Origin of the sequence: Pseudomonas sp. SWRI22 (assembly GCF_014268395.2) — a bacterium.
GTDB lineage: Bacteria > Pseudomonadota > Gammaproteobacteria > Pseudomonadales > Pseudomonadaceae > Aquipseudomonas > Aquipseudomonas paracarnis.
The window spans coordinates 1773298-1795385 of the sequence record NZ_JABWQK020000001.1 but is presented as its reverse complement, the minus strand read 5'-3'; the positions used below and the strand labels follow the sequence as shown (position 1 = coordinate 1795385).

Below are 22088 nucleotides of genomic sequence, written 5' to 3'. Positions count from 1 at the left end.
CTTAAATATGGCTGTAGGAGCGAGCTTGCTCGCGAAAACTCACAGACGCCGCGTTTATTCAGGAAGCACGCGTTATCGTTAACGTTTTTCGCGAGCAAGCTCGCTCCCACCTGTACTCAGAACACGTTGATCGGGTAATCCACGATCACACGGTATTCATCCACATCGCGGTCCACTGCAGAGTAGCCATTGCTGCCGCGATTGGTCGCCCATTGCAGGCGCACGGCCAAGTCCTTGGCCTTGCCGCCCTGCACCACATATTTCAGGTCGATATCGCGCTCCCAGTGCTTGGCGTCCTTGCCATCGGCGCTGTACCAGTTGCTGTAGCCACGACTGTTGGGGTCGACCTTGGTCAGGTCGGTCTTGCCGCTGATGTAGGACACGGCGGACGTCAGGCCGGGCACGCCGAGGCCGGCGAAGTCGTAGGCGTACTTGAGCTTCCAGGAGCGCTCGTTGGGCCCGTTGAAATCCGAGTACTGCTGGGAGTTGTCCAGGTACACGCTGTCGCCCTGGGTGATGTAGTCGAACGGCGTGTTGCCATTGACCCGCTGATAAGTCGCCGTGACGCTGTGGTTGCCCACGCCCACGGTGAAATGCAGGCTGTAGGTGTTGTTGTCGATATCCCCCAGCAGCGATTGGCCGGTGTCCTGGGTATGGTAGTAGTGCAGGCCGGGCGTCAGGCTGACCAGGTTGTTCAGGGCATAGGTGTATTCCACGTCGTAGTAATACTGGTGCCAGACGTCCTTGAGTTCGGAGGCGTACAGGTTGCTGGTCAGCCCCTCGATCCCGCTGAACGACACGCCAGCCCAGTCCAGATGCTGGCTGTCGGTGTTGGCGGGCAGTGTGCCGTAGCTGGTGCCGATGCGCCGATGGCCGCTCTGGTTGTAGAGCTTGGTAAAACTGGCCTGGCCACCTTCGATCATCCAGCCGTCAAAGCTGTGGTTGGTCAGGCTCACGCCACGGAAAGTCTGCGGCAACATGCGCGTCATGCCGCCGGCGATCACCGGGTTGTTGAGGAACAGGTCGCCGGCTTTCAGTTCGGTGTCGAAGGCGCGCAGCTTCAAGGTGCCGCCAGCCGTCGAGAACGAACCCGGCGCTTTGCCGTTGCCGCTGCCATACGGAAGGATGCTGGAACCATCCGTACCACCACCGCCGTCGAGCTTGAGGCCGAGCATGGCATTGACGTCCAGGCCGAAGCCGACGGTGCCCTGGGTGTAGCCGGATTCGAAGGTGCCGATAAAGCCCTGGCCCCATTCCTTGCTGTCATCGGTATGAATATCGCGCCGGTCGCGGTTCATGTAGTAGTTGCGGGTGTTGATCGTGAGGTGTGAACCCTCGACGAAACCTTCGACGGGCGGGGCGTCTGCCGCGTGGGCAAGGGGGACGATCGTTGCTGCGATTGCGAGGAATAACGGGGTGAACGTCAGCGAGTTCTTCACCGGTGGAGCTCCTTTGGTCAATCATGAACGGCCAGTGTCGTGGGGGTGTGCCCGGCCTTTTTTCACGGCAAAAAAAAGCCGCTGAAGTCAGCGGCTTTAAGACAGATTCCCAGTGTAGAGCCCTGGAAATAAGTCGAGGGAAATTCGGGTGAGTGGTCAGCTGCCTTTGCCGTCGCGCTCATCGATGCGTCAAAGTAACGCAGGCGAGCGGTGCGATACAGAGTGTAACAAGATAATAACTATTGCCCAAACCGCAACAGTGAGGGCCATGGGATCTTCTGTGGGAGCTGGCTTGCCTGCGATGCAGACACCTCGGTATGCCAGGCCTACCGTGGTGATGCTATCGCAGGCAAGCCAGCTCCCACATTTTGACCGAGTTGTTTAGATCGGCAGGGTGATACCAAACGTATTGCCACCGCCTTCACTACGCACAAACACATCCCCCCCATGCATCAACGCAATCGCCTTGACGATGGCCAGCCCCAGCCCATGATTGGCCCCGCTGTTGCTGCGCGATGCATCCACCCGATAGAAGCGTTCGAACAGGCGTGGCAAGTGTTCGCTGGCAATGACCTCGCCGGGGTTGGTCACGCCAATCGTCACCTGGTGTGCCTGCACTTCAATGTGCACGTCGATGACGTGCCCCGGCGCCGTGTGTTGCACGGCATTGCTCAGCAGGTTGATCAGTGCGCGACGCAGGTGGGCCTTTTCGATCTGCACTACGGCATCGCCGTGCACGCGCACTTCGACCTGGGCGTCTTCGAGGATGAAGTCCAGGTAGTCGAGGGTGGTGGCCACTTCATCGGCCAGGGCACTTTCGATCAGCTTGGTGGCCTTGCTGCCCTGGTCGGCGCTGGCGAGGAACAGCATGTCATTGATGATCGAGCGCAGCCGTTCCAGCTCTTCCAGGTTCGATTGCAGCACCTCGAAATATTGCTCCGCCGACCGACCGCGAGTGAGGGCCACCTGGGTCTGGCCGATCAGGTTGGTGAGCGGCGAGCGCAGTTCATGGGCGACGTCGGCGTTGAACGATTCCAGGCGCGAATACGCCTGCTCGACACGGTCGAGGGTGGCGTTGAACGAATTGACGAACTGGCTCAATTCCGGCGGCAGCGGCGACAGGTGCAGGCGCCCGGAGAGTTTCGGCGGCGCAAGCTTTTGCGCCTCATCCGAGAGTTTGCCCAGGGGCTTGAGGCCGATACGCGCGACCCAGAACCCCAACAGTGCCGCAAGTACCACACCGACCAGCGCCAGGCTGACCAATGCCACCAGCAAGTGATGCTGGGTGGCGCGGAAGTTCTCCGTGTCGATGGCAATCATGAAGCGCAGCGCCGGGCGCTGTTCCTTGGCTGCAAACTGGCTGACCAGCACCTTGAAGGGATAATCGTGACCCGGCAGGCGCAGGTCGCGCTTACCCGTGGCGCCCTCGGCAAAGGCACGAATCTGCGCATCCGGCTCACCGTATTCGTAGCTCGGGTCGCTGCTGACCACCCAGAAACGGATACGCTTGTCTTCTTCCCCCAACAGCTTGAGCTTGGACCTGATCTTGGCCCAATGCTCCGGCGTGCCGAAGCGATTGATCGACGACTCCAGCACGCTGTAGCGCGCATCCAGCTCGGCACCTGGCAACAACCCCAGGCCACGGTCGACCTGCTGGTACAGCGCGCCGCCGATCAACAGAAAGATCAGCAGCGCCACCAGGGTGAACATGCCACTCAGGCGCAGGGCGATGGAATTAGCGACCACTGTGGTTTTCCTGCATGCGGTTCTCCAGCACATAGCCCATGCCACGAATGGTGTGCAGCAGCTTGTGTTCGAACGGCCCGTCGAGCTTGGCGCGCAGGCGCTTGATCGCCACTTCCACCACGTTGGCATCGCTGTCGAAATTGATGTCCCAGACCATCTCGGCAATCGCAGTCTTGGACAGGATCTCGCCCTGGCGCCGCGCCAATACGCTGAGCAGCGAGAACTCCTTGGCGGTCAGGTCCAGGCGCAGGCCGTTACGGCTGGCCTTGCGACTGATCAGGTCGATCCACAGGTCTGCGACGGTGACCTGCACCGGTTCGTGGCCGCCGCTGCGGCGGGTCAGGGCTTGCAGGCGGGCCACCAGTTCCAGGAACGAAAACGGCTTGCCCAGATAATCGTCGGCGCCTTCGCGCAGGCCGCGGATGCGGTCTTCAACGCGCTCGCGAGCGGTGAGCATGATCACCGGCGTCTGCTTGCGGGCGCGTAAGGCACGCAACACACCGAAGCCATCCAGGCCGGGCAGCATCACGTCGAGCACGATCACGGCGTAATCGTTTTCCAGCGCCAGGTGCAGGCCCTCGATACCTTCCCGGGCCACATCGACGGTGTAGCCTTGCTCGGTCAGGCCGCGGTGCAGGTAGTCCGCGGTTTTTTCTTCATCTTCAATAATCAGGACGCGCATGACCGCCTCAGTGTGTGGTCGCCAGCGTCAGCGCTGGTTTGGGCCTGTGGAAAAAACGTTCAAGGTACAAGTATATGACCGGCGTGGTGAACAGCGTCAGCGCCTGGCTCACCAGCAAGCCACCGACCACCGCGATGCCCAGCGGCTGGCGCAGTTCCGCCCCGGGGCCTGCGCCGAGCATCAACGGCACGGCGCCGAGCAACGCGGCAAGGGTGGTCATGATGATCGGCCGGAACCGCGTGACGCAGGCTTCATAAATCGCATCTTCGGGCGGCAGCCCGCGTACCCGCTGCGCCTCCAGGGCGAAGTCGATCATCAAGATACCGTTTTTTTTCACGATGCCGATCAGCAGCACCAGGCCGATCAAGGCCATGATCGAAAAGTCCTGTCCCAGCAGCCACAGCATGATCAGCGCACCGAGGCCCGCCGAGGGCAGGGTGGAAATGATCGTCAGCGGGTGCACAAAACTCTCATACAGCACACCCAGGATAATGTAGACCGCTACCAGCGCCGCGAGGATCAGCCAGGGTTGGCTGGCCAGCGAGCTCTGGAACGCCTGGGCCGCACCCTGGAAGTTGCCGATGATTGTGCTCGGCATCCCGATTTCGTTTTTGGCCTGGTCGAGCATGATCACTGCATCGCCCAGGGCCACGCCGGGCGCCAGGTTGAACGACAGGTTGGCAGCAGGGAACATGCCGTCATGGCTGATGGACAACGGCCCGACCGTGGGCGGGTCGACTTTGGCCAAGGCCGACAACGGCACCATCTCGTTGGTCAATGGCGAGCGCAGGTAAAAATAGTCGAGGCTTTCGGCCTTGCCGCGCTGTTGGCTGTCCAGTTCAAGTATCACTTGGTACTGGTTGATCTCGGTCTGGAACTCGTTGATCTGGCGCTGGCCGAAGGCGTCGTACAACGCCTGGTCGACATCGGTGGCGGTCAGCCCGAAACGTGCGGCGGCCTGGCGGTCGATGCTGATATGGGTGATGCTGCCGCCCAGTTGCAGGTCGTTGGACAGGTCGCGAAACGCCGGGTTGGCGCGCAGTTTTTCGGTGAGACGCTGGGTCCAGGTGTTCAGCGTCGGGCCGTCGTTGCTCTTGAGCACGTATTGGTACTGGGCGCGGCTGGGGCCGGAGCTCAGGTTGATGTCCTGGCCGGCGCGCAGGTACAGCACGATGCCCGGCACCTTCGCCAGTTGTGGGCGGATGCGGTCGATGAACTGGCTGGCGGACACATCGCGCTCACTGCGGTCTTTCAAGGCGATCCAGAAGCGGCCGTTGGCGATGGTCTGGTTGCTGCCGGTAACGCCCACCGAATGGGAAAACGCCTGCACCGCCGGGTCGGCCTTGACGATCTCGGCCAGGGCCTTGTGCTTGGCGACCATGTCCTTGTACGACACATCGGCCGCCGCTTCGCTGGTGCCGAGCACGAAACCGGTGTCCTGCACCGGGAAGAATCCCTTGGGAATGAACACATAGCCGACCACCGCCAGGGCCAGGGTTACCACGAAGATCGCGGCCATGCTGCGTTGGTGCGCCAAGGCCCGGCGCAGGTTGCGCGCATAGCCGGCCAGCAGGCGTTCGCTGAAGCTGGGTTTGGCGTGGGCAGGGTGGGTAGGGGCACGCATGAACAAGGCGGCCAGCGTCGGGGCCAATGTCAGCGAAACCACCACTGAAATCAGAATGGTCGCGGTGGCCGTCAACGCAAACTCCTTGAACAACCGACCGACCACTCCGCCCATGAACAGCAGCGGAATAAACGCCGCCACCAGCGAGAAGCTGATGGATACCACGGTAAAGCCAATTTCTCCCGAGCCCTTGATCGCTGCTTCGCGCTTGCCCAGGCCTGCCTCCAGGTGCCGATGGATGTTCTCCACCACCACAATCGCATCGTCCACCACAAAGCCCACGGCGATCACGATGGCCACTAGAGTCAGGTTGTTCAGGCTGAACCCCATCACATACATCAGGGCGAAACTGGCCACCAGCGAGACACCCAGCACCGCAGACACAATCAGCGTCGCCGACAGTTGACGCAGGAACAACGCCATCACCGCCACCACCAGCAGGATGGCGATCAGCAGGGTCATTTCCACTTCGTGCAGTGAGGCGCGGATAGTCTTGGTGCGATCGGTCAACACGCTGACCTGCACCGAGGCCGGCAACATGCCTTGCAGGCGCGGCAGCTCGGCTTGAATGCGGTCGACGGTGTCGACGATGTTGGCGCCGGGCTGGCGCGAAATCACCAGGTTCACCCCAGGCGTATCGCCGGACCAGGCTTGTACGTAGGCGTTTTCCGAGCCGTTGACGACGTTGGCGATATCGCGCAGTTGAACTGGCGCACCGTTCTTGTAGGAAACGATCAGTTGGCCGTATTCCTCCGGGTGAAACAGCTGGTCGTTGGTCGACAGGGTGGACACGCTGTTTTCGCCATAGATCGCGCCCTTGGCCAGGTTGAGGCTCGACTGCTGGATGACCAGGCGTATATCGGCGAGCGTCAGGCCAATGGCCGCGAGCTTGTCAGGGGAGGCCTGCACGCGAATCGCCGGGCGTTGCTGGCCGGTGATGTTGATCTGGCCGACGCCGTCGATCTGGCTGATCTGGCGCGCCAGCAGGGTTTCCACGTAGTCGCTCAGCTCGGTGCTGGGCATGCTGCTGGAACTGACGCTGAGGATCAGCACCGGGCTGTCTGCCGGGTTGACCTTCCTCCAGGTAGGCAAGCTCGGCATGTCGCTGGGCAGCTTGCCGGACGCGGTGTTGATCGCGGCCTGGACTTCCTGGGCGGCGGTGTCGATGCTTTTTTCCAGGGTGAACTGCAGGGTCAAGAGGCTGGAGCCCAAGGCGCTGCTGGAGGTCATCTGGGTCATGCCGGGGATGGCGCTGAACTGCACCTCCAGGGGCGTGGCCACCGATGAGGCCATGGTGTCCGGGCTGGCGCCGGGCAGTTGCGCGGTGACCTGTATTGTCGGGAATTCCGCTTCCGGCAGTGGCGCGACGGCCAGGTTCGGGAAGGCAATAATCCCCAGCAACACCAACGCGAAGGTCAACAGCAGGGTGGCGACCGGGTGATCAACGCACCAGGCCGAGGGCGACCGGCTGGCGCTCATGGCTGCACCTGGGCGTTGGCGGTGTGGATCACTTGCGGCGGCTCCTTGAGCACCTCCACCTGCGCACCGGCCTTGAGCCGCGATTGCCCGTCGCTGACCAGCACATCGCCGGCCTGCACGCCTTTGATGATATTGATGTCGCTGTTCTGGTAGGCGACCTCCACCGGCACCACCTCGACTTTTTCAGCGCTTACGCGGTACACGAAATGTGAGTCCAGCCCGCGCTGCACCACGGTCGGCGGTACCACCAGGGCGTCCTTGTCGAGGGCCGTCTGGATTTTGATGGTCACCAGTTGTCCCGGCCATAGCTTATGCGCCGGGTTGCTGAACTCGGCCTTGGCCCGCAGGGTGCCGGTGGTGGAACTGATCTGGTTGTCGATCAGGCTCAGGTGGCCTTCGCCGAGCAGATCGCCGGTCTGGCCATCGGTGTCGGCGCCCAGGTAGGCGTCGACGGTGGCCCGGGTGGGGGCGGCGATCAGGCCCTGCAAGGTCGGCAGCATCTGCTGTGGCAGCGAGAACTCAACGGCAATCGGGTCGAGTTGGGTGACGGTAAACAGCCCCTGGGTGTCGCTCATGCGCAGGAAGTTGCCTTCGTCCACATTGCGGATGCCCACGCGGCCGCTGACCGGGGAGCGAATCTGGGTATAGGAGAGTTGTACTTGAGCCGCATCAATGGCCGCCTGATTGCCCTGCACCGTGGCCTTGAGCTGGTTGACCAGTGCCTGTTGCTGGTCATAGGTCTGTTTCGACACACCGTCGTCGATGCTTAGCGCCTTGTAACGCTTGAGATTGACCAATGCCACTTGCAACTGTGCCTGGCTTTCGCCCAATTGAGCCTTGGCCTGGTCGAGGCTGGCGCGGATCGAGCGGTCGTCGATGGTAGCCAACAGATCGCCAGCTTTCACCGATTGGCCTTCCTTGACCAGCAACTGGGTGAGGATGCCGTCGATCTGCGGGCGAATCATCACGCTGTGCAACGACAGCACTGAGCCTATGCCGCTGACAAACCTGGGAACGTCCTGTTGCGCGACGCTCACCACCCGTACCGGGATCGCCGTGGGCGCTGCCAGGCGGGGCTTGGCAGACCGTATTACTGCCCAGGCGGCCACCGTCAATACCAAGAGGATGCCCACCATCAGGGCCGTGTTTCGTTTTATCTGCATGGGAGGTGCCGGGCGCAGTTGCACGTTTTAAGCTGCAAGCTGCCAGTTGAAGGTTGGGTAGCTGCTTTATAGCCCGGTAATGCGGTCAGCACGGTGACGCCAAACTGACAGCCGCGACAGCTAGCGCTTTTTACTTGTGGCTTGAAGCTTACCGCTTGCCGCTTTGCCCCCGTATACTGGCGCTTTTACGCCTATCGCTGCGCCGGAGCCCCTATGACTTCCCCAACCCAACCCCCTGTCGACGCGGCTGACCTCGTCGATTCGGCCACCGCCGACGGCGTTGAAAAAGCCGAGATCCCGGCGTTCAAGTTCCCCTTCAAACCGGGTGAGCTGGCTGGCGCCAAGAATGCCAGCCAGCCCTGGTACAAAGGCGGCGCCAAGAACGGCCATACCAAGACGCCAGGCATGGCGCCTCCGGGCACTCGCCGCTCCATGGGTAAACGCTAAGATTAAAGCGTTGCGTGCGTTATAGGCAGTTGCCTACATCGCCCGTGGACATTTCTGCTTGTAGGTCCGCGACCGATTCTTGAAAGCTTGCACAGCGTTTGCTTCGTCCCGATGACACTCATCGGGGCGTGGTGAGTCAGCTTTCCGGAAAAGGACATTCCCGTGGCCCTGATACACCTTTGTGCGGTGCTTGCCCTCTTGCTCTCGACAAGTGTCGTTGCCGCCGACGCCCAACCTCGGCGTGAAATCCGTTTCGCCGTCGCCGCGCATTTTCCGCCTTTTCAAAGCCGCAATTCCCAAGGGCAATTGGTGGGGCTGAACATCGAACTGGGCAATGCCCTGTGCGAGCAGCTCAACGTGCGCTGTACCTGGGTTGACCAGATCGTCATGGAGAATTTCCCCGCCCTTGAAGCCAGGCAGTTCGACGCGATCATGGGCATGGCGCCCACCTGCAGTCGACGGCGACGGGTGAGTTTCACCCGTGATCTCTACCCGATCACCACTCGGCTGGTGGCGCGTAAAACCTCGGGCCTGCGCCCTAATCGACGGTCGCTCAGAGGCAAGCGTGTCGGGGTGCTGGTGCGCAGTAATCGGGAAGCCTTTGCCCTATCGCAGTGGGCGCCGGCAGGGGTAATCATCAGGAGTTTCTGGCTCAACGACCAACTGGTGCAGAGCCTGGTTTCGGGCGATATTGATGCGACCCTTCAAGGCGCCGTGGAGATCCGAGAGGCCCTGCTAGACACGCCCCAGGGCTTGGACTTCAATTTCATGGGGCCGCCTGTGTCGTCTGGCCTGCTGGGTAATAGCGTGGCGATTGCGGTGCGAAAAACCGATACCGCGTTGCGTAATGAGCTTAATCACGCGTTTGAGCAACTGATGCACAATGGCGAATACCAACGCATCCTCCAGCCCTATCACCTCGATGTGTTGCCTGCCCATCCATGAGCGCTAATGTGTGAGTGCAACTCTGTTCCCGAGAGGCGCCTATCTACCTGACACTCCGAGCTCCAAATGTGGGAGCTGGCTTGCCTGCGATGGCGGCCTGGCAGCCTGCGACTATCTAGCTGACACCCCACAGTTGGATCGAGGGGCGTCAGGGAAATTGTCGTCGAATGGTAGGCCGTCGCGGGAGCAAGCTCCCTCGCCACAGGTCCAGCGTCGCGCTGAAGTTGAGTAGATACCTACGCCAAAATAAGGCCGTAGTAGCCTAAGCCGCCCTCAACGAGATAAATGCATAATTGGCCGGCACCTCAGTGGCAATTTGCGCCCCGGCATCCAACACCTGTTCAGCGATGTCCATCCCCGACACATGAAACACCCATTCATTGGCCATTGCCGGCTGTTCAAGCGCCTGCTCAATGGCCTGGGCAAACGCCTGCATGTCCGGCAAGTACGCGGTGAACCCGTCGCCCTTGAGTGCGGTCGTGCGAATGCCAAGCAACGCGCACACCGCTTCTTTGGTCTGCACGTCATCACGGTCGGCCTGGCGTGAACGGCGAATCAGTTCGGCCAGTTGCGCATCCATCAACTCACCACCGACGATCAGCGCAGGGCCTTGCTCCCAGGATTCCGGCGGGCAGTCCTTGGCGCTTGGGTTCAGTGGGATATGCGGGTTGATCTCCATCGGGTAGATGCGGCACACCAGCGGGCGCCGTTCGTAGATGCGGCAGCGGTTGTCTTCGTCAAGATTCCGGCAGCGTCCGGCGTTGTAGGCGGCAAAGGTAATTGCCACAAACGCCTCGGTATTGCCGCTGGGCACGATCACTGAGCGGCGCTCGGCATGTTCCCGTTGTTGCAGGGGCAGGCCCAGGCCGTTACCCAGAAAGCCCTCCACCAGAACGATGACGTTACCGCCGTCCGCCGCCCAGCTGCGGGCTTCTTCGAGGGTCAGGGGCACATGATGGTCGCTGCAGCATTTACCGCAACCGACGCAGGAAAAGTGTGTGTTCATGGCGGATCTGTCACCAGGCAAGGTCAGAGGGCACGCTTGAGGGGTGACGGGTTTTTACCTCTATCTACCGCTCAGGGGCTCTGGAAGCAAGTTATGCGCCAGTGAGGATCAGCCCTTGGATACGATGTCGCGCAGCACAAATCGCATGCCCGCACTTTCATACAGTTGCCGGGCGCGCAGGTTGCTCTCCAGCACCTTGAGGTCCACATAGGGTTCACCGCGCTGCTTGAATACCTGGAAGCTGTGCAACAGCAAGGCGCGGCCCAGCCCTTGGCCTTGGGCACAGGGGTGTACGGCCAGGTTCTTGATAAAGGCGCTGGTCCAGCATTGGGCCACCGCGAGAACACCGTCGCGGTTACTGGCCACCAGACACAGCGTCGGGTCGTACTCGGCATCGGTGACGAACTGCTGGCGCCACTCATCCAGGTGGCCGACACGGCCGCCGCCCTGGTCCTGGGTCATGCGCAGCACGGCATGGATCGCCGGGGCCAGTTCATCGCGATAATGATCCAGCCGGGTATCCGCTGGCCACTGCGGGGCGGGAAGGCTGCCGGTGAGGTCGCGACGCAGCAGCTGGTAATACTCGCCCAAGGCTTACAGGCCCTTTTGCGCCACGGTTTGTGCGGCGACGACCAGGCATTTGGTCAATTCTGGGGATGAGAATTTGGTGAGTACTGAGTCGGCACCGGCCAGGCGTGCTTTTTCGCTGTTCATCGCGCTGTCCAGGGAGGTGTGCAACAGCACGTAGAGGTCCTTGAAATCCGGGGTTTCGCGCAGGGTGCGGGTGAGGGCGTAGCCGTCCATCTCAGACATCTCGATGTCCGAGACCACCACGTTGATCTGTTCAACCGTGCCTTGCAGCTCCAGCAACACGTCGATGGCTTCCTTGGCGCTGCGGGCGGTGTGGCAGGTCAGGCCGAGGTTGCGCAGGGTGTGGACCGATTGCTGCAAAGCCACCTGGCTGTCGTCCACCACCAGGATGCGGGCGTTGCCCAGCACTTCGGCTTCTTCCATGGTCAGGTCGGTCGGCGCCGCTTCAATCGGTGCCGGGGCGATGCCATGGATGACTTTCTCGATATCCAGCACCTGCACCAGCCCACCTTCCACCTGGGTCACCCCGGTGATAAACGCCCGATTGCCGCCGGAGCCGTAGGGAGGCGGGCGGATATCGGTGGTCAGGCAATGCACGATCTTGCTCACCGCCTGCACGTGCAGGCCCTGTTTGGAACGGCTGACATCGGTGACGATCAGGCAGCCGCCATCCGGGTCTTGCAAGGGCATTTCACCCAGGGCGCGGCTCAAGTCGATCACCGACAACGAGGCGCCGCGCAAGGTGGCGATGCCTTTGACGTGCGGGTGGGACTCCGGCAGCTTGGTCAACGGCGGGCAGGGGATGATCTCGCTGACTTTCAACAGGTTGATGGCCATCAGCTTGCCGCTGCGCAAGGTAAAGAGCAGAAGCGAGAGTGAGTCTGCGCGGGCTTTGGTGGTGGACATAAAAACCTTCTGTGGATCAGGGATGACGATCTATACACCGTTATCGACCTTGTCCTCGAAAACTGTAGGAGCGAGCTTGCTCGCGAAGAACTTCAAAGCGCCGCGTTAAAACAGATTTTGCGCGTTATCGTTGACGTTTTTCGCGAGCAAGCTCGCTCCTACAGTGGGGTGGGGTGTCAGCCCTTCCAGGCCTGTGGGTTCACCAGATCCTGCGGGCGTTGGCCCAGCAGGGCGCTGCGCAGGTTGTCCACGGCGCGGTTGGCCATGGCTTCGCGGGTTTCACCGGTCGCCGAACCAATATGCGGCAGGGTCACCGCATTGCTCAGCTGGAACAACGGCGATTCAGCCAGCGGTTCCTTTTCGTACACATCCAGCCCGGCACCACGAATACGCTGGGTTTGCAGGGCTTCGACCAGCGCAGGCTCATCCACTACTGGCCCACGGGAGATATTGATCAGGATCGCGCTGGACTTCATCAACCCCAGCTCCCGGGTGCTGATCAGGTGATGGGTCTTGTTGCTCAACGGCACCACCAGGCAGACGAAATCCGCCTCGGCCAGCAACTGCTCCAGGCTGCGAAACTGCGCGCCCAGTTCCTGCTCCAGCGCGGTCTTGCGGCTATTGCCGCTGTAAAGGATCGGCATATTGAAGCCCAGGCGCCCACGCCGGGCCACGGCCGCGCCGATATTGCCCATACCGACGATGCCCAGGGTCTTGCCGTGCACATCGCAACCAAACAAAGGCGCGCCCACGCTGGCTTTCCATTGGCCGGCCTTGGTCCAGGCGTCCAGCTCGGCCACCCGGCGGGCGCTGCTCATCAGCAGGGCGAAGGCCAGGTCGGCGGTGCTTTCGGTGAGCACATCAGGGGTGTTGGTGAGCAGGATCCCGCGCTCGTTGAGGTACGGCACGTCGTAGTTGTCGTAGCCCACCGACACGCTGGACACCACCTCCAGCTTGCTCGCGCTTTCAAGCTGCTCGCGGCCCAGCTTGCGGCCCACGCCGATCAAGCCATGGGCATGGGGCAGGGCTTCGTTGAACTGTGCGTTGATGTCACCCAACTTGGGGGTGGGCACGATCACCTCGAAATCCTGTTGCAGGCGTTCGATCATCGGTGGGGTGATACGGCTGAAGGCCAGGACAGTCTTTTTCATGGCAGAACTCCACTCAACATGTGGGAGCTGGCTTGCCTGCGATGACGGTGTGTCAGCCACTATTGTGTTGGCTGATCCACCGTCATCGCAGGCAAACCAGCTCCCACAATGAATTTATAGGGGGTGGGAAGCAGCATTTCAAAATCAGTTCGCCATCCGCACACCACCGCTCAACTCATACGCCACCAACTCCGCCTGGTGCGCCGCCAGAATTTCCGGCAACGAACCGCGCAGGTATTCCACCCAGGTCTTGATCTTCGCATCCAGGTATTGGCGCGAAGGATAGATGGCGTACAGGTTCAATTCCTGGGACCGGTAGGTCGGCATCACCCGCACCAGTGTGCCGTTGCGCAGCCCTTCGATGGCGGCGTACACCGGCAGCAGGCCGACGCCCATGCCGCTGGTGATCGCGGTTTTCATCGCATCGGCCGAGTTCACCAGGAAGGGCGAGCTGTTGATCGCCACGCTTTCCTGGCCTTCAGGGCCGTTGAAGGTCCATTTGTCCAGCTGGACCACCGGGCTGACCAGGCGCAGGCACGCATGGTTGAGCAAGTCCTGGGGCCGTTGTGCGCAGCCCTTGGCCTTGACGTAGTCCGGCGAGGCGCAGGCGATGCTGTAGGTGATGCCCAGGCGCTGGGACACGAAACCTGAGTCCGGCAGTTCGCTGGCCAGCACGATGGACACGTCGTAGCCCTCGTCAAGCAGGTCCGGCACGCGGTTGGCCAGGGTCAGGTCGAAGGTCACGTCGGGATGGGTGCGGCGGTAGCGGGCAATGGCGTCAATAACGAAATGCTGGCCGATGCCGGTCATGGTGTGCACTTTCAACTGCCCGGCCGGGCGCGCATGGGCGTCACTGGCTTCGGCCTCGGCCTCCTCGACATAGGCGAGGATCTGCTCGCAGCGCAGCAAATAGCGTTTGCCGGCTTCGGTCAGCGCGATGCGCCGGGTGGTGCGGTTGAGCAAGCGGGTTTGCAGGTGGGCCTCAAGGTTGGAGACCGCGCGCGAGACGTTGGCCGTGGTGGTGTCCAGTTGCACGGCGGCGGCGGTGAAGCTGCCGGCTTCGGCCACGCAACTGAAGGCGCGCATGTTTTGCAAAGTGTCCATGGAGTGTTCTCAAGGGAGATAGCAAATTGTGACAGAAAGTTACGCTTTCAGTGATCCCTACCAACGGATTATCGCCTGAACGGTAACAAAGATTCACAGGAATGCCAGCTTATCGTCCTCCCTGGCGCCGCCTAGAATTGCGCCACCTCTCCCGCAACACCCTCTCAGGAATTCGCTTGCCGTGCCGCGTCGCATCAGCAGAGAGCTGAAGACTCTCAGTGTTTGGGCCTTAACGTCAGTCATCAGCGGTTGCATCGGAACCGGAGGAATCGCCCCGCAGGGCCAGGCGATCAACGCCAATAGCCTGGCCACCGACGCCGCGATCCAGAGCGCCGCCCGCGACGCCCACTGGCCCACCGCCCAATGGTGGCAGGCCTACGGCGACCCGCAGCTCAACCGTTGGGTCGAACTCGCCACCCGCAACAGCCCCAGCCTGGCCGTGGCCGCCGCCCGTGTACGGCAAGCCCGAGCGCTGGCCGGGGTGGCCGAGTCGGCCGAGTCGCTGCAGATCAACAGCGACACCACCCTCAAGCGCCACAACTGGCCGAAGGATCAGTTCTACGGTCCTGGCGAATTGAGCGGCGCCAACACCTGGGACAACAATTCGTCCCTGGGACTGAGCTACGCCCTCGACCTGTGGGGCCGGGAAAGCAACACGACCGAACGTGCGGTCGACCTGGCGCACATGAGCGCCGCCGAAGCGCGCCTGGCCCAGCTCGAACTGCAAAACAACGTGGTGCGCGCCTATATCCAGCTGTCGTTGCAGTACGCCAACCGTGACATCGCGGCCGCCACCCTGGCCCAGCAACAGCAGATCCTGGACCTGGCCAACAAACGCCTGGCCGCCGGGATCGGCACTCACTTTGACGTCAGCCAGGCCGAAACCCCGCTGCCGGAAACCCATCGCCAACTGGATGCCCTGGACGAGGAAATCGCCCTGAGCCGTAACCAACTGGCGGCGTTGGCCGGCAAAGGCCCGGGGGAGGGCGCGCAATTGCAGCGCCCGACCCTGGCCCTCGCCGCGCCGTTGAAATTGCCCTCCAGCCTGCCGGCGCAATTGCTCGGCCAACGCCCGGATGTGGTTGCAAGCCGCTGGCAGGTAGCAGCCCAGGCACGGGGTATCGATGTGGCTCATGCAGGCTTCTATCCCAACGTCGACCTGGTCGGCAGCCTTGGCTACATGGCCACCGGCGGCGGCATGCTGGAATTCCTGGCCGGCAAGAAATTCAACTACAACGTCGGCCCGGCGATCACCTTGCCGATCTTCGACGGCGGCCGCCTGCGTGCGCAATTGGGTGAAGCCAGTGCCGGCTACGACATCGCGGTGGCCCAGTACAACCAGACCCTAGTCAATGCGCTCAAGGGCATCAGCGACCAGTTGATCCGCCGCGAGTCCATGGACAAACAGTCGACCTTCGCCGCGCAGTCGGTGGCCTCGGCGCAGAAAACCTACGACATCGCCATGGTCGCCTATCAACGTGGCCTCACTGACTACCTCAACGTGCTCAACGCCCAAACCTTGTTGTTTCGCCAGCAGCAGATCGAACAACAGGTGCAGGCGGCACGCCTGAGCGCCCATGCCGAGCTGGTGACCGCCTTGGGCGGCGGCCTCGGTGCTGGCGACGATGTGCCCACGCCTGCCAAGACACTCCCAAGCAAGACTCCGGCGGCGCTCGCCGTGTTTGATCACTGAGTAGGCCTTGATGACTCCCTTGCCTGCACCGCTGCGCTGGCTGCATTCCCTTGAGTGGCGCCGTGGTTTCTTCGACTGGGCACGCAGCGATGGCGTGACCTGGGTGTATATCTTCAAAGTGCTGGTCGCTGCGTTCCTGACGCTGTGGCTGGCCATGCGCCTGGAATTGCCGCAACCGCGCACGGCGATGATCACCGTATTTATCGTGATGCAGCCCCAGAGCGGCCAGGTGTTCGCCAAGAGTTTCTACCGTTTCCTCGGTACCCTGGCAGGCTCGGCGGTGATGGTGCTGTTGATCGCCTTGTTTGCGCAGAACACCGAACTGTTCCTCGGTTCGCTGGCGATCTGGGTCGGCATTTGCACCGCTGGCGCCACGCGCAACCGCAACTTTCGCGCCTATGGGTTCGTGCTCGCCGGCTACACCGCGGCGATGGTCGGCCTGCCGGCCCTGGCCCACCCGGACGGCGCTTTTATGGCGGCGGTATGGCGGGTGTTGGAAATTTCCCTGGGGATACTGTGCTCGACACTGGTCAGCGCCGCCATCCTGCCGCAGACCTCCAGCGCCGCCATGCGCAACGCGCTGTACCAGCGCTTTGGCGTGTTCGCGCTGTTTGTGACCGATGGCCTGCGCGGGCGCAGCCAACGGGAAGGCTTCGAGTCCAGCAACGTGCGCTTTATTGCCGAAGCCGTGGGCCTGGAAGGCTTGCGCAGCGTCACCGTGTTCGAAGACCCGCACATGCGTCGGCGCAACGGGCGGCTCAGTCGCCTCAACAGCGAATTCATGAGCATCACCACACGCTTCAACGCCTTGCACCAATTGCTTGAACGCTTGCGCGCCGATGAGGCCGACCATGTAGTGGCAGCGATCAAGCCCGGCCTGCAAGACCTGGCCGAAGTGCTCGACAGCTTCTCTGGCCGCGCCCTCACCAGCCCCGATGCTGCGCGCCTGGTCAACCAACTGAGCGCCTACAAGGACGGCTTGCCCGCCAAGGTGCGCAGCCTGCGGGCGAGCTTCCAGGAAGACAACCCGACGGACGCCGAGCAGTTGGATTTCCACACGGCCTACGAGCTGCTGTACCGCTTCGTCGACGACCTGCACAACTACGCGCAAACCCACGCCTCCCTGGCCGAGCATCGCCATGCACGGGAGGATTGGCACGAAGCCTACACGCCAAAGACCAACTGGCTGGCCTGTGCCGCTGCCGGTGTGCGCGCCTCGTTTATCCTGGTTGTGCTGGGCAGTTACTGGGTGGCCACGGCCTGGCCCAGCGGCGCCACCATGACCCTGATCGCGGCGGCCACGGTGGGCCTGTCTGCTGCCACGCCCAACCCCAAGCGCATGGCGTTCCAGATGGCCTGCGGCACCTTGATCGGCGCTTTGGTCGGCTTTGTCGAAATGTTCTTCGTGTTCCCCTGGATCGACGGTTTCCCGCTGCTGTGCGTGATGCTCGCGCCGGTGATCATCTTCGGGGCCTTTCTGTCTTCACGCCCGCAATACGCCGGTGTGGGCGTGGGCCTGCTGATCTTCTTCAGCACCGGTTCGGTGCCGGATAACTTAACGGTCTACAACCCTTACACCTTTATCAACGACTACATCGCCATGGTCATCGGCATGCTGGTGTGCGCGGCGGCGGGGGCGATCATCCTGCCGCCCAACAGCCGCTGGTTGTGGCGCCGCCTGGAGCAAGACCTGCGTGAGCAAGTGGTGTATGCCATCAGCGGCAAGCTCAAGGGCCTGGCGTCGAGCTTTGAAAGCCGCACCCGCGACCTGCTGCACCAGGCGTATGGCCTCGCGGCCGGCGAGCCGCAGGTGCAGCGCGATTTGCTGCGCTGGATGTTCGTGGTGCTGGAGGTCGGCCACGCGATCATCGAGCTGCGCAAGGAGCAGGCGATTTTGCCGGTGCACCCGGCGTATGCCGAGTCCCAGCCGTGGCGCCAGGCGATCCGCGTGATGGGGCGCTCGCTGGTGCGGCTGTTCCTGCAACCCAGCGCCAGCAACCTGGAGCGCGGGTTGATTGCCGTCGACCATGCGATCAGCCGCGTGCAGGCCACCGACGAACCCTTCGCCCCGCACTTCGACACCTCGGCCCTGCGCCGTGTGAAGAGCTACCTGCACTTTATTCGCACCTCGTTGCTCGACCCGCAATCGCCTCTGGCCGCCCTCAAAGGAGCCCCGAATGCCTCGTGAGATTGCATTCCACGGCATCTATATGCCGACCATGACCCTGATGTTCTTGATCGCAGCCGGGCTGGCCTGGGTGATTGATCGCTTCCTGGCCGGGTTCGACCTGTACCGTTTCTTCTGGCACCCGGCGCTGCTGCGCCTGAGCCTGTTCGCTTGCCTGTTCGGCGCCCTGGCGCTGAGCGTCTACCGTTGAGAATGCCCCGATGAAAAAGTTTTTCAGCCTGCTCGCCACCTTGCTGGTGCTGGCGTTGGCGATCTGGATTGGCCGCACGTTGTGGGTGCATTACATGCAAACGCCGTGGACCCGCGATGGTCGGGTGCGCGCCGACATTATCAATGTGGCGGCTGACGTCACCGGCGAAGTGGTGGACGTACCGGTACGCGATAACCAGTTGGTGAAAAAAGGCGACCTGCTGATGCAGATCGACCCCGAGCACTACCGCATTGCCGTCAAGCAAGCGCAATCGCTGGTAGCTTCACGCAAGGCCACCTGGGAAATGCGCAAGGTCAACGCGCACCGCCGCGCCGACCTCGACGCCCTGGTGATCTCCAGGGAAAACCGCGACGACGCCAGCAACATCGCCGACTCGGCTCTGGCCGATTACCAGCACGCCCTGGCACAACTGGAGGCCGCCGAACTCAACTTGAAACGCACGCGAGTGCTGGCGGCGGTGGACGGTTATGTCACCAACCTCAACGTGCACCGTGGCGACTATGCGCGTATCGGCGAAGCGAAAATGGCCGTGGTGGATATGAACTCGTTCTGGGTCTATGGCTTCTTTGAAGAAACCAAACTGCCCCACGTGAAGGTGGGCGACAAAGCCGATATGCAATTGATGAGCGGCGAGACCTTGAAGGGCCATGTGGAAAGCATCTCGCGCGGCATCTACGACCGCGACAACCCCGAGAGCCGTGAACTGATCGCCGATGTGAACCCGACCTTCAACTGGGTGCGCTTGGCCCAGCGTGTGCCGGTGCGGATTCACATTGATGAAGTGCCGGAGGGCGTGTTGTTGGCGGCGGGGATTACTTGCACCGTCATTGTGCAGGCAAACCGGCTGTAAAAATGGTTATAAGTGCTAACTGAATAGCAAGGCGGTAGCGCGTGCGATAATGATTGGTTTCGTACGATTCTTATATGGAAAAATTCTGGAGGTGATCTACGTGGAAGGGCTGCTTCGTTAGAGCCAAAATGTCTGGCTGTTTTTAAGTTTTGATAGCGACGAGTTTGAGTGTGATGGAGCTATTTAAAATTAAGCGGTGGGGCGTGATCCCTCGCTGAGTTTTGGTGTGTTCGTATAGTCAGAAAGCAGCATGTGGTGAGGTCGCACCTATTTAGAGTAAGGTGCGACACTTGATATGGCGGTCCCTCGTTATAGCTCGGTTTTTACATTAATTACGTTTAGGCCAGTTGCAAGTTCCAGCATAACTGATTCTTGGCCTGTTGTTTCGGCGGTAGAGTCCTTGATGATTCTGCTGACCTCAGTTTTAAGATTCTGGTTTCGCGGGAGGCTATAAATTTGGAATGCGCTCCATAAAGTTCCTGTGCGCCCTGCGCCAAATCCACAATAAATGAGAGCTTTATCTCCCTTGGTAATGGTATCATGCAATAATTGACAACAAATGTATAAGTCCGCGAGCGTTGGCGTACCGAAGTCTTTTACTGGCTTGTTGATGTGAGTGATGCCCGCTGCAGTTAGCTTTAGCATGCCCTCTTCGGTTACACCGTTCGCGTTTAAACTAATAATTAATTTTATATTATATTCTTTCAATAGGTTGATGGCATCATCATCAAAATCTTGGATAGTGTCGTCACTTCCAGTGTAATAAGGTTGGGAGCTTCTGAATACTTGTGTCCCAGCTTTGTCGAGAGTCACCCAGTTTGAAAAAACTACTTTTCCATTTTTTCTAAGGGCATCTGTGTAACCTTGCAGGTTCCATACGTCTACGTTCATTTTACCCTCCGTTTGATTTGGGTTGTTGCAGTTCGCTGAATTAGAATCCGCTCAGCTGCCCAAAGGTGTCTACTGTCAGAATTAACAGGTACGGAGAGAAAGTGATGAGCGGTAGGCTAGCGTTGATTAGGCATAATTCCGCTGCGAAACTGCTAGGAACTCCAATTGTCGTCGACGTACAAGATGGATAAGGTTATGAGTGAGCATGAAATTAAAGAGCTACTTCGCTCTCTGATTGAGTTTTTTGTACACAGCAAAGGCTCAAAGCGGAAGGGGCGACTGAGTTCCTGCATTCGCAAGCAAATCTGATTTCGTCTATTCGATTACGCCTTGATAAATGTCTCATGCAAATGCCGCCACAACAGCGCGCCACTGGCCAGCTTCTCAAATACCACGGTGGCGCGGCGATCGGTCCGCGTGCCGCTGTCGTCAACCTGATGTTCGCGATAGGTCACCGTGGCGCCGCGTGCATGGCGGTCGATGCCGGTCATTTCACTCAGGGTGATTTTCAGTCCCGGACGCATCCCGCCCAGGCGCGTGAACAAGGCATTGACCCCGGCCGTGTTGACCCGCGTACCGGTGGCGGGCGCCACCATGCTGAACTCGGGTGAGAAGCGCGCCAGCAGATTTTCCAGCGTGCCCTCAGGCGCAACGCCGGCAAACCATTGTTCGATCTCGACGTGGGTCTGGATCACTTCTTCAAAAAAATCGCTGTAGTCAATCATGTTTGGGCTCGCTGCAAGGGTGAAGCAGCGCGCGTACCCTGGAAGAATCCAGGCGCAACACTGCGAAAAGCGGCAACAGGGTCAGAGCTGCCGCCATCGTGAAGGTAATCGCGAAGGAATCCAACGCCGACAGTACTGCACTGAGCACGGCGGCGCCCACGCAGAAACTCACTTGCCGGTTCATGTTCCACAACGCGCTGGCGTGGCCCATGCGCTCGGCGGGAATATCCAGAAAGGCCAGGGTTTGTGCGGTGCTGCTGCACAAGCTGCCGCCCAGGCCCATCAAGACGTAGGCCGCAATAATCAGCGTCGGCTCGTTGAGCAGCAGGATACCGCCGCATTGCAGCGCCATGCCGGCCAGTAACAAGGGTTTGGGGCCAAAGCGATTGAAGAGTCGCTTGCTCAGGTAGATCGCCACGGCCGAGGCCAGTGCCCACGGCAGCATGAGCGCGCCGGTCTGGGTGGCGTCATACTCCAGGCCACGCACGTAGAGGATGGCGATCAGGCTGGTGCCGATAAATACCCCCGGAATACACAGGTAAACCAGCATTGCCACGCGCAGCATCGGGCTGGCGGCTTGTTTGAACACACTGCCCAGGTCCAGGGGCGGGCGCTCGGTTAAAGGCACATCGGGTTTTATCCACAGCAGCGCCAGCAGCAGCGTCACTAGCGCCAGAGGCAGGTTGGCGTAGAAAATCCAACGCCAGGACAGGCTGTCGACAATCACCCCACCCAACGCCGGGGACAGCGCTGGCACCAGCAACGCCACCGACATCACCCGCGCTGTCAATTGGCTGCGCTCGGCCGCGGGAAAGTGTCGGTAAGCCATGGCTTGCCCCACCGGAATCAGTAAGCCGCCGCCGAGCCCCTGCAAGGCGCGCCAAGCTATCAACGCTTCGATGGAGCCAGCCTGGCCGACCATCACCGATGCGCCGGCAAACAGCAGCAGGCTGGTAGCGATCAGGGTGCGCTCGCCCATGAGCGCCGCCAACCACACACTCAAGGGAATGATCACTGTCAGCCCGAGCATGTAGGCATTGCTGATCCACGCCAACTGGGTGACCGAGGCTTGCAATTCGCGAGCGATATCCGGGTAGGCGACGGTGGCGACAAACATGTTCACCAGGTCCAGGGCAAAGCCCAACAAAAAGATCCAGGCGACTTTCGAGCGGTAGGTCATGAACGCGTTCCTGCGAGTGGAGCCGGCAGGGTAGGCCGCACGCAGGGTTTGGGATACGTCGGTTTGC

The 22088-nt window shown here is 61.0% G+C and carries 19 protein-coding genes; 6 read left to right on the top strand and 13 right to left on the bottom strand.

Annotation, left to right across the window (positions count from 1 at the left end; translation table 11 throughout):
- Positions 1-116: 116 nt before the first annotated feature.
- The 5 genes from HU730_RS07810 to HU730_RS07790 form a co-directional block, all read right to left on the bottom strand.
- Positions 117-1439, bottom strand: a complete 1323-nt coding sequence (locus HU730_RS07810) for an OprD family porin (protein ID WP_096143161.1) — start codon at positions 1437-1439, stop codon at positions 117-119.
- A 381-nt stretch (positions 1440-1820) separates the two neighbouring features.
- Positions 1821-3185, bottom strand: coding sequence for a heavy metal sensor histidine kinase (locus HU730_RS07805; protein WP_096143162.1), 1365 nt, complete (start codon positions 3183-3185; stop codon positions 1821-1823).
- On the bottom strand, positions 3175-3867 hold the full coding sequence (locus HU730_RS07800) for a heavy metal response regulator transcription factor (RefSeq protein WP_003188690.1): 693 nt from the start codon (positions 3865-3867) through the stop codon (positions 3175-3177). The genes HU730_RS07805 and HU730_RS07800 overlap by 11 nt, the downstream gene beginning before the upstream one ends.
- Positions 3868-3874: 7 nt before the next feature.
- Entirely contained in the window at positions 3875-6970 is a 3096-nt protein-coding gene (locus HU730_RS07795; RefSeq protein ID WP_096143163.1) for a multidrug efflux RND transporter permease subunit, read from the bottom strand.
- Positions 6967-8133: an efflux RND transporter periplasmic adaptor subunit gene (locus HU730_RS07790; protein WP_096143164.1), complete on the bottom strand. Its 1167-nt coding sequence runs from the start codon at positions 8131-8133 to the stop codon at positions 6967-6969. Before HU730_RS07790 ends, HU730_RS07795 begins: the two co-directional genes overlap by 4 nt.
- Before the next feature lie 213 nt (positions 8134-8346).
- Between HU730_RS07790 and HU730_RS07785 the strand changes: the two genes are divergently transcribed.
- Positions 8347-8580 carry a hypothetical protein gene (locus HU730_RS07785; protein ID WP_034126350.1) on the top strand — a complete coding sequence of 78 codons (234 nt, stop codon included), beginning with the start codon at positions 8347-8349 and terminating at the stop codon, positions 8578-8580.
- Positions 8581-8742: 162 nt separating this feature from the next.
- Positions 8743-9525, top strand: a complete 783-nt coding sequence (locus HU730_RS07780; protein WP_096143165.1) for a transporter substrate-binding domain-containing protein — start codon at positions 8743-8745, stop codon at positions 9523-9525.
- Positions 9526-9787: 262 nt separating this feature from the next.
- Here HU730_RS07780 and HU730_RS07775 read toward each other — a convergent pair whose 3' ends face one another.
- The 5 genes from HU730_RS07775 to HU730_RS07755 all read right to left on the bottom strand — a co-directional run bounded on the left by HU730_RS07775 (position 9788) and on the right by HU730_RS07755 (position 14283).
- Positions 9788-10531 carry a YkgJ family cysteine cluster protein gene (locus tag HU730_RS07775; RefSeq protein ID WP_096143166.1) on the bottom strand — a complete coding sequence of 248 codons (744 nt, stop codon included), beginning with the start codon at positions 10529-10531 and terminating at the stop codon, positions 9788-9790.
- Between the two features lie 108 nt (positions 10532-10639).
- On the bottom strand, positions 10640-11122 hold the full coding sequence (locus tag HU730_RS07770; RefSeq protein ID WP_096143167.1) for a GNAT family N-acetyltransferase: 483 nt from the start codon (positions 11120-11122) through the stop codon (positions 10640-10642).
- Between the two features lie 3 nt (positions 11123-11125).
- On the bottom strand, positions 11126-12028 hold the full coding sequence (locus HU730_RS07765; protein WP_014716988.1) for a chemotaxis protein: 903 nt from the start codon (positions 12026-12028) through the stop codon (positions 11126-11128).
- Between the two features lie 176 nt (positions 12029-12204).
- The gene (locus HU730_RS07760) at positions 12205-13179 is read right to left on the bottom strand and encodes a D-glycerate dehydrogenase (RefSeq protein WP_096143168.1); all 975 of its coding nucleotides are present in this window, start codon (positions 13177-13179) and stop codon (positions 12205-12207) included.
- 144 nt (positions 13180-13323) lie between these two features.
- Entirely contained in the window at positions 13324-14283 is a 960-nt protein-coding gene (locus HU730_RS07755) for a LysR family transcriptional regulator (RefSeq protein WP_034126355.1), read from the bottom strand.
- Positions 14284-14464: 181 nt separating this feature from the next.
- Here HU730_RS07755 and HU730_RS07750 point away from each other — a divergent pair, with 181 nt between their 5' ends.
- From HU730_RS07750 to HU730_RS07735, 4 genes are read left to right on the top strand one after another with little or no spacing between them, the layout of a single operon-like run.
- Positions 14465-15976, top strand: coding sequence for an efflux transporter outer membrane subunit (locus HU730_RS07750; protein WP_096143169.1), 1512 nt, complete (start codon positions 14465-14467; stop codon positions 15974-15976).
- A gap of 10 nt (positions 15977-15986) precedes the next feature.
- Positions 15987-18164 (top strand): FUSC family protein, encoded by a 2178-nt coding sequence (locus HU730_RS07745; protein WP_096143170.1) that lies wholly within the window; start codon positions 15987-15989, stop codon positions 18162-18164.
- Positions 18154-18354, top strand: coding sequence for a DUF1656 domain-containing protein (locus HU730_RS07740; RefSeq protein WP_096143171.1), 201 nt, complete (start codon positions 18154-18156; stop codon positions 18352-18354). Before HU730_RS07745 ends, HU730_RS07740 begins: the two co-directional genes overlap by 11 nt.
- Positions 18355-18364: 10 nt before the next feature.
- Positions 18365-19225, top strand: coding sequence for an HlyD family secretion protein (locus HU730_RS07735; protein ID WP_186527698.1), 861 nt, complete (start codon positions 18365-18367; stop codon positions 19223-19225).
- 309 nt (positions 19226-19534) lie between these two features.
- Here the strand turns inward: HU730_RS07735 and HU730_RS07730 are convergent, their stop codons facing one another.
- The 3 genes from HU730_RS07730 to HU730_RS07720 all read right to left on the bottom strand — a co-directional run bounded on the left by HU730_RS07730 (position 19535) and on the right by HU730_RS07720 (position 22021).
- Positions 19535-20116 carry a dual specificity protein phosphatase family protein gene (locus HU730_RS07730; protein ID WP_186527697.1) on the bottom strand — a complete coding sequence of 194 codons (582 nt, stop codon included), beginning with the start codon at positions 20114-20116 and terminating at the stop codon, positions 19535-19537.
- Positions 20117-20439: 323 nt separating this feature from the next.
- Positions 20440-20841: a DUF4440 domain-containing protein gene (locus tag HU730_RS07725; RefSeq protein WP_186527696.1), complete on the bottom strand. Its 402-nt coding sequence runs from the start codon at positions 20839-20841 to the stop codon at positions 20440-20442.
- Complete coding sequence (locus HU730_RS07720) at positions 20834-22021, bottom strand: MFS transporter (RefSeq protein WP_034126359.1); 1188 nt, start codon at positions 22019-22021, stop codon at positions 20834-20836. The genes HU730_RS07725 and HU730_RS07720 overlap by 8 nt, the downstream gene beginning before the upstream one ends.
- Positions 22022-22088 lie beyond the last annotated feature (67 nt).

Coding starts and splice junctions, on each gene's coding strand:
- HU730_RS07800 (WP_003188690.1), bottom strand. CDS start 3,867: ATGCGCGTCCTGATTATTGAAGATGAAGAAAAAACCGCGGACTACCTG.
- HU730_RS07795 (WP_096143163.1), bottom strand. CDS start 6,970: ATGAGCGCCAGCCGGTCGCCCTCGGCCTGGTGCGTTGATCACCCGGTC.
- HU730_RS07790 (WP_096143164.1), bottom strand. CDS start 8,133: ATGCAGATAAAACGAAACACGGCCCTGATGGTGGGCATCCTCTTGGTA.
- HU730_RS07785 (WP_034126350.1), top strand. CDS start 8,347: ATGACTTCCCCAACCCAACCCCCTGTCGACGCGGCTGACCTCGTCGAT.
- HU730_RS07775 (WP_096143166.1), bottom strand. CDS start 10,531: ATGAACACACACTTTTCCTGCGTCGGTTGCGGTAAATGCTGCAGCGAC.
- HU730_RS07765 (WP_014716988.1), bottom strand. CDS start 12,028: ATGTCCACCACCAAAGCCCGCGCAGACTCACTCTCGCTTCTGCTCTTT.
- HU730_RS07760 (WP_096143168.1), bottom strand. CDS start 13,179: ATGAAAAAGACTGTCCTGGCCTTCAGCCGTATCACCCCACCGATGATC.
- HU730_RS07755 (WP_034126355.1), bottom strand. CDS start 14,283: ATGGACACTTTGCAAAACATGCGCGCCTTCAGTTGCGTGGCCGAAGCC.
- HU730_RS07745 (WP_096143170.1), top strand. CDS start 15,987: ATGACTCCCTTGCCTGCACCGCTGCGCTGGCTGCATTCCCTTGAGTGG.
- HU730_RS07740 (WP_096143171.1), top strand. CDS start 18,154: ATGCCTCGTGAGATTGCATTCCACGGCATCTATATGCCGACCATGACC.
- HU730_RS07735 (WP_186527698.1), top strand. CDS start 18,365: ATGAAAAAGTTTTTCAGCCTGCTCGCCACCTTGCTGGTGCTGGCGTTG.
- HU730_RS07730 (WP_186527697.1), bottom strand. CDS start 20,116: ATGAACGTAGACGTATGGAACCTGCAAGGTTACACAGATGCCCTTAGA.
- HU730_RS07725 (WP_186527696.1), bottom strand. CDS start 20,841: ATGATTGACTACAGCGATTTTTTTGAAGAAGTGATCCAGACCCACGTC.
- HU730_RS07720 (WP_034126359.1), bottom strand. CDS start 22,021: ATGACCTACCGCTCGAAAGTCGCCTGGATCTTTTTGTTGGGCTTTGCC.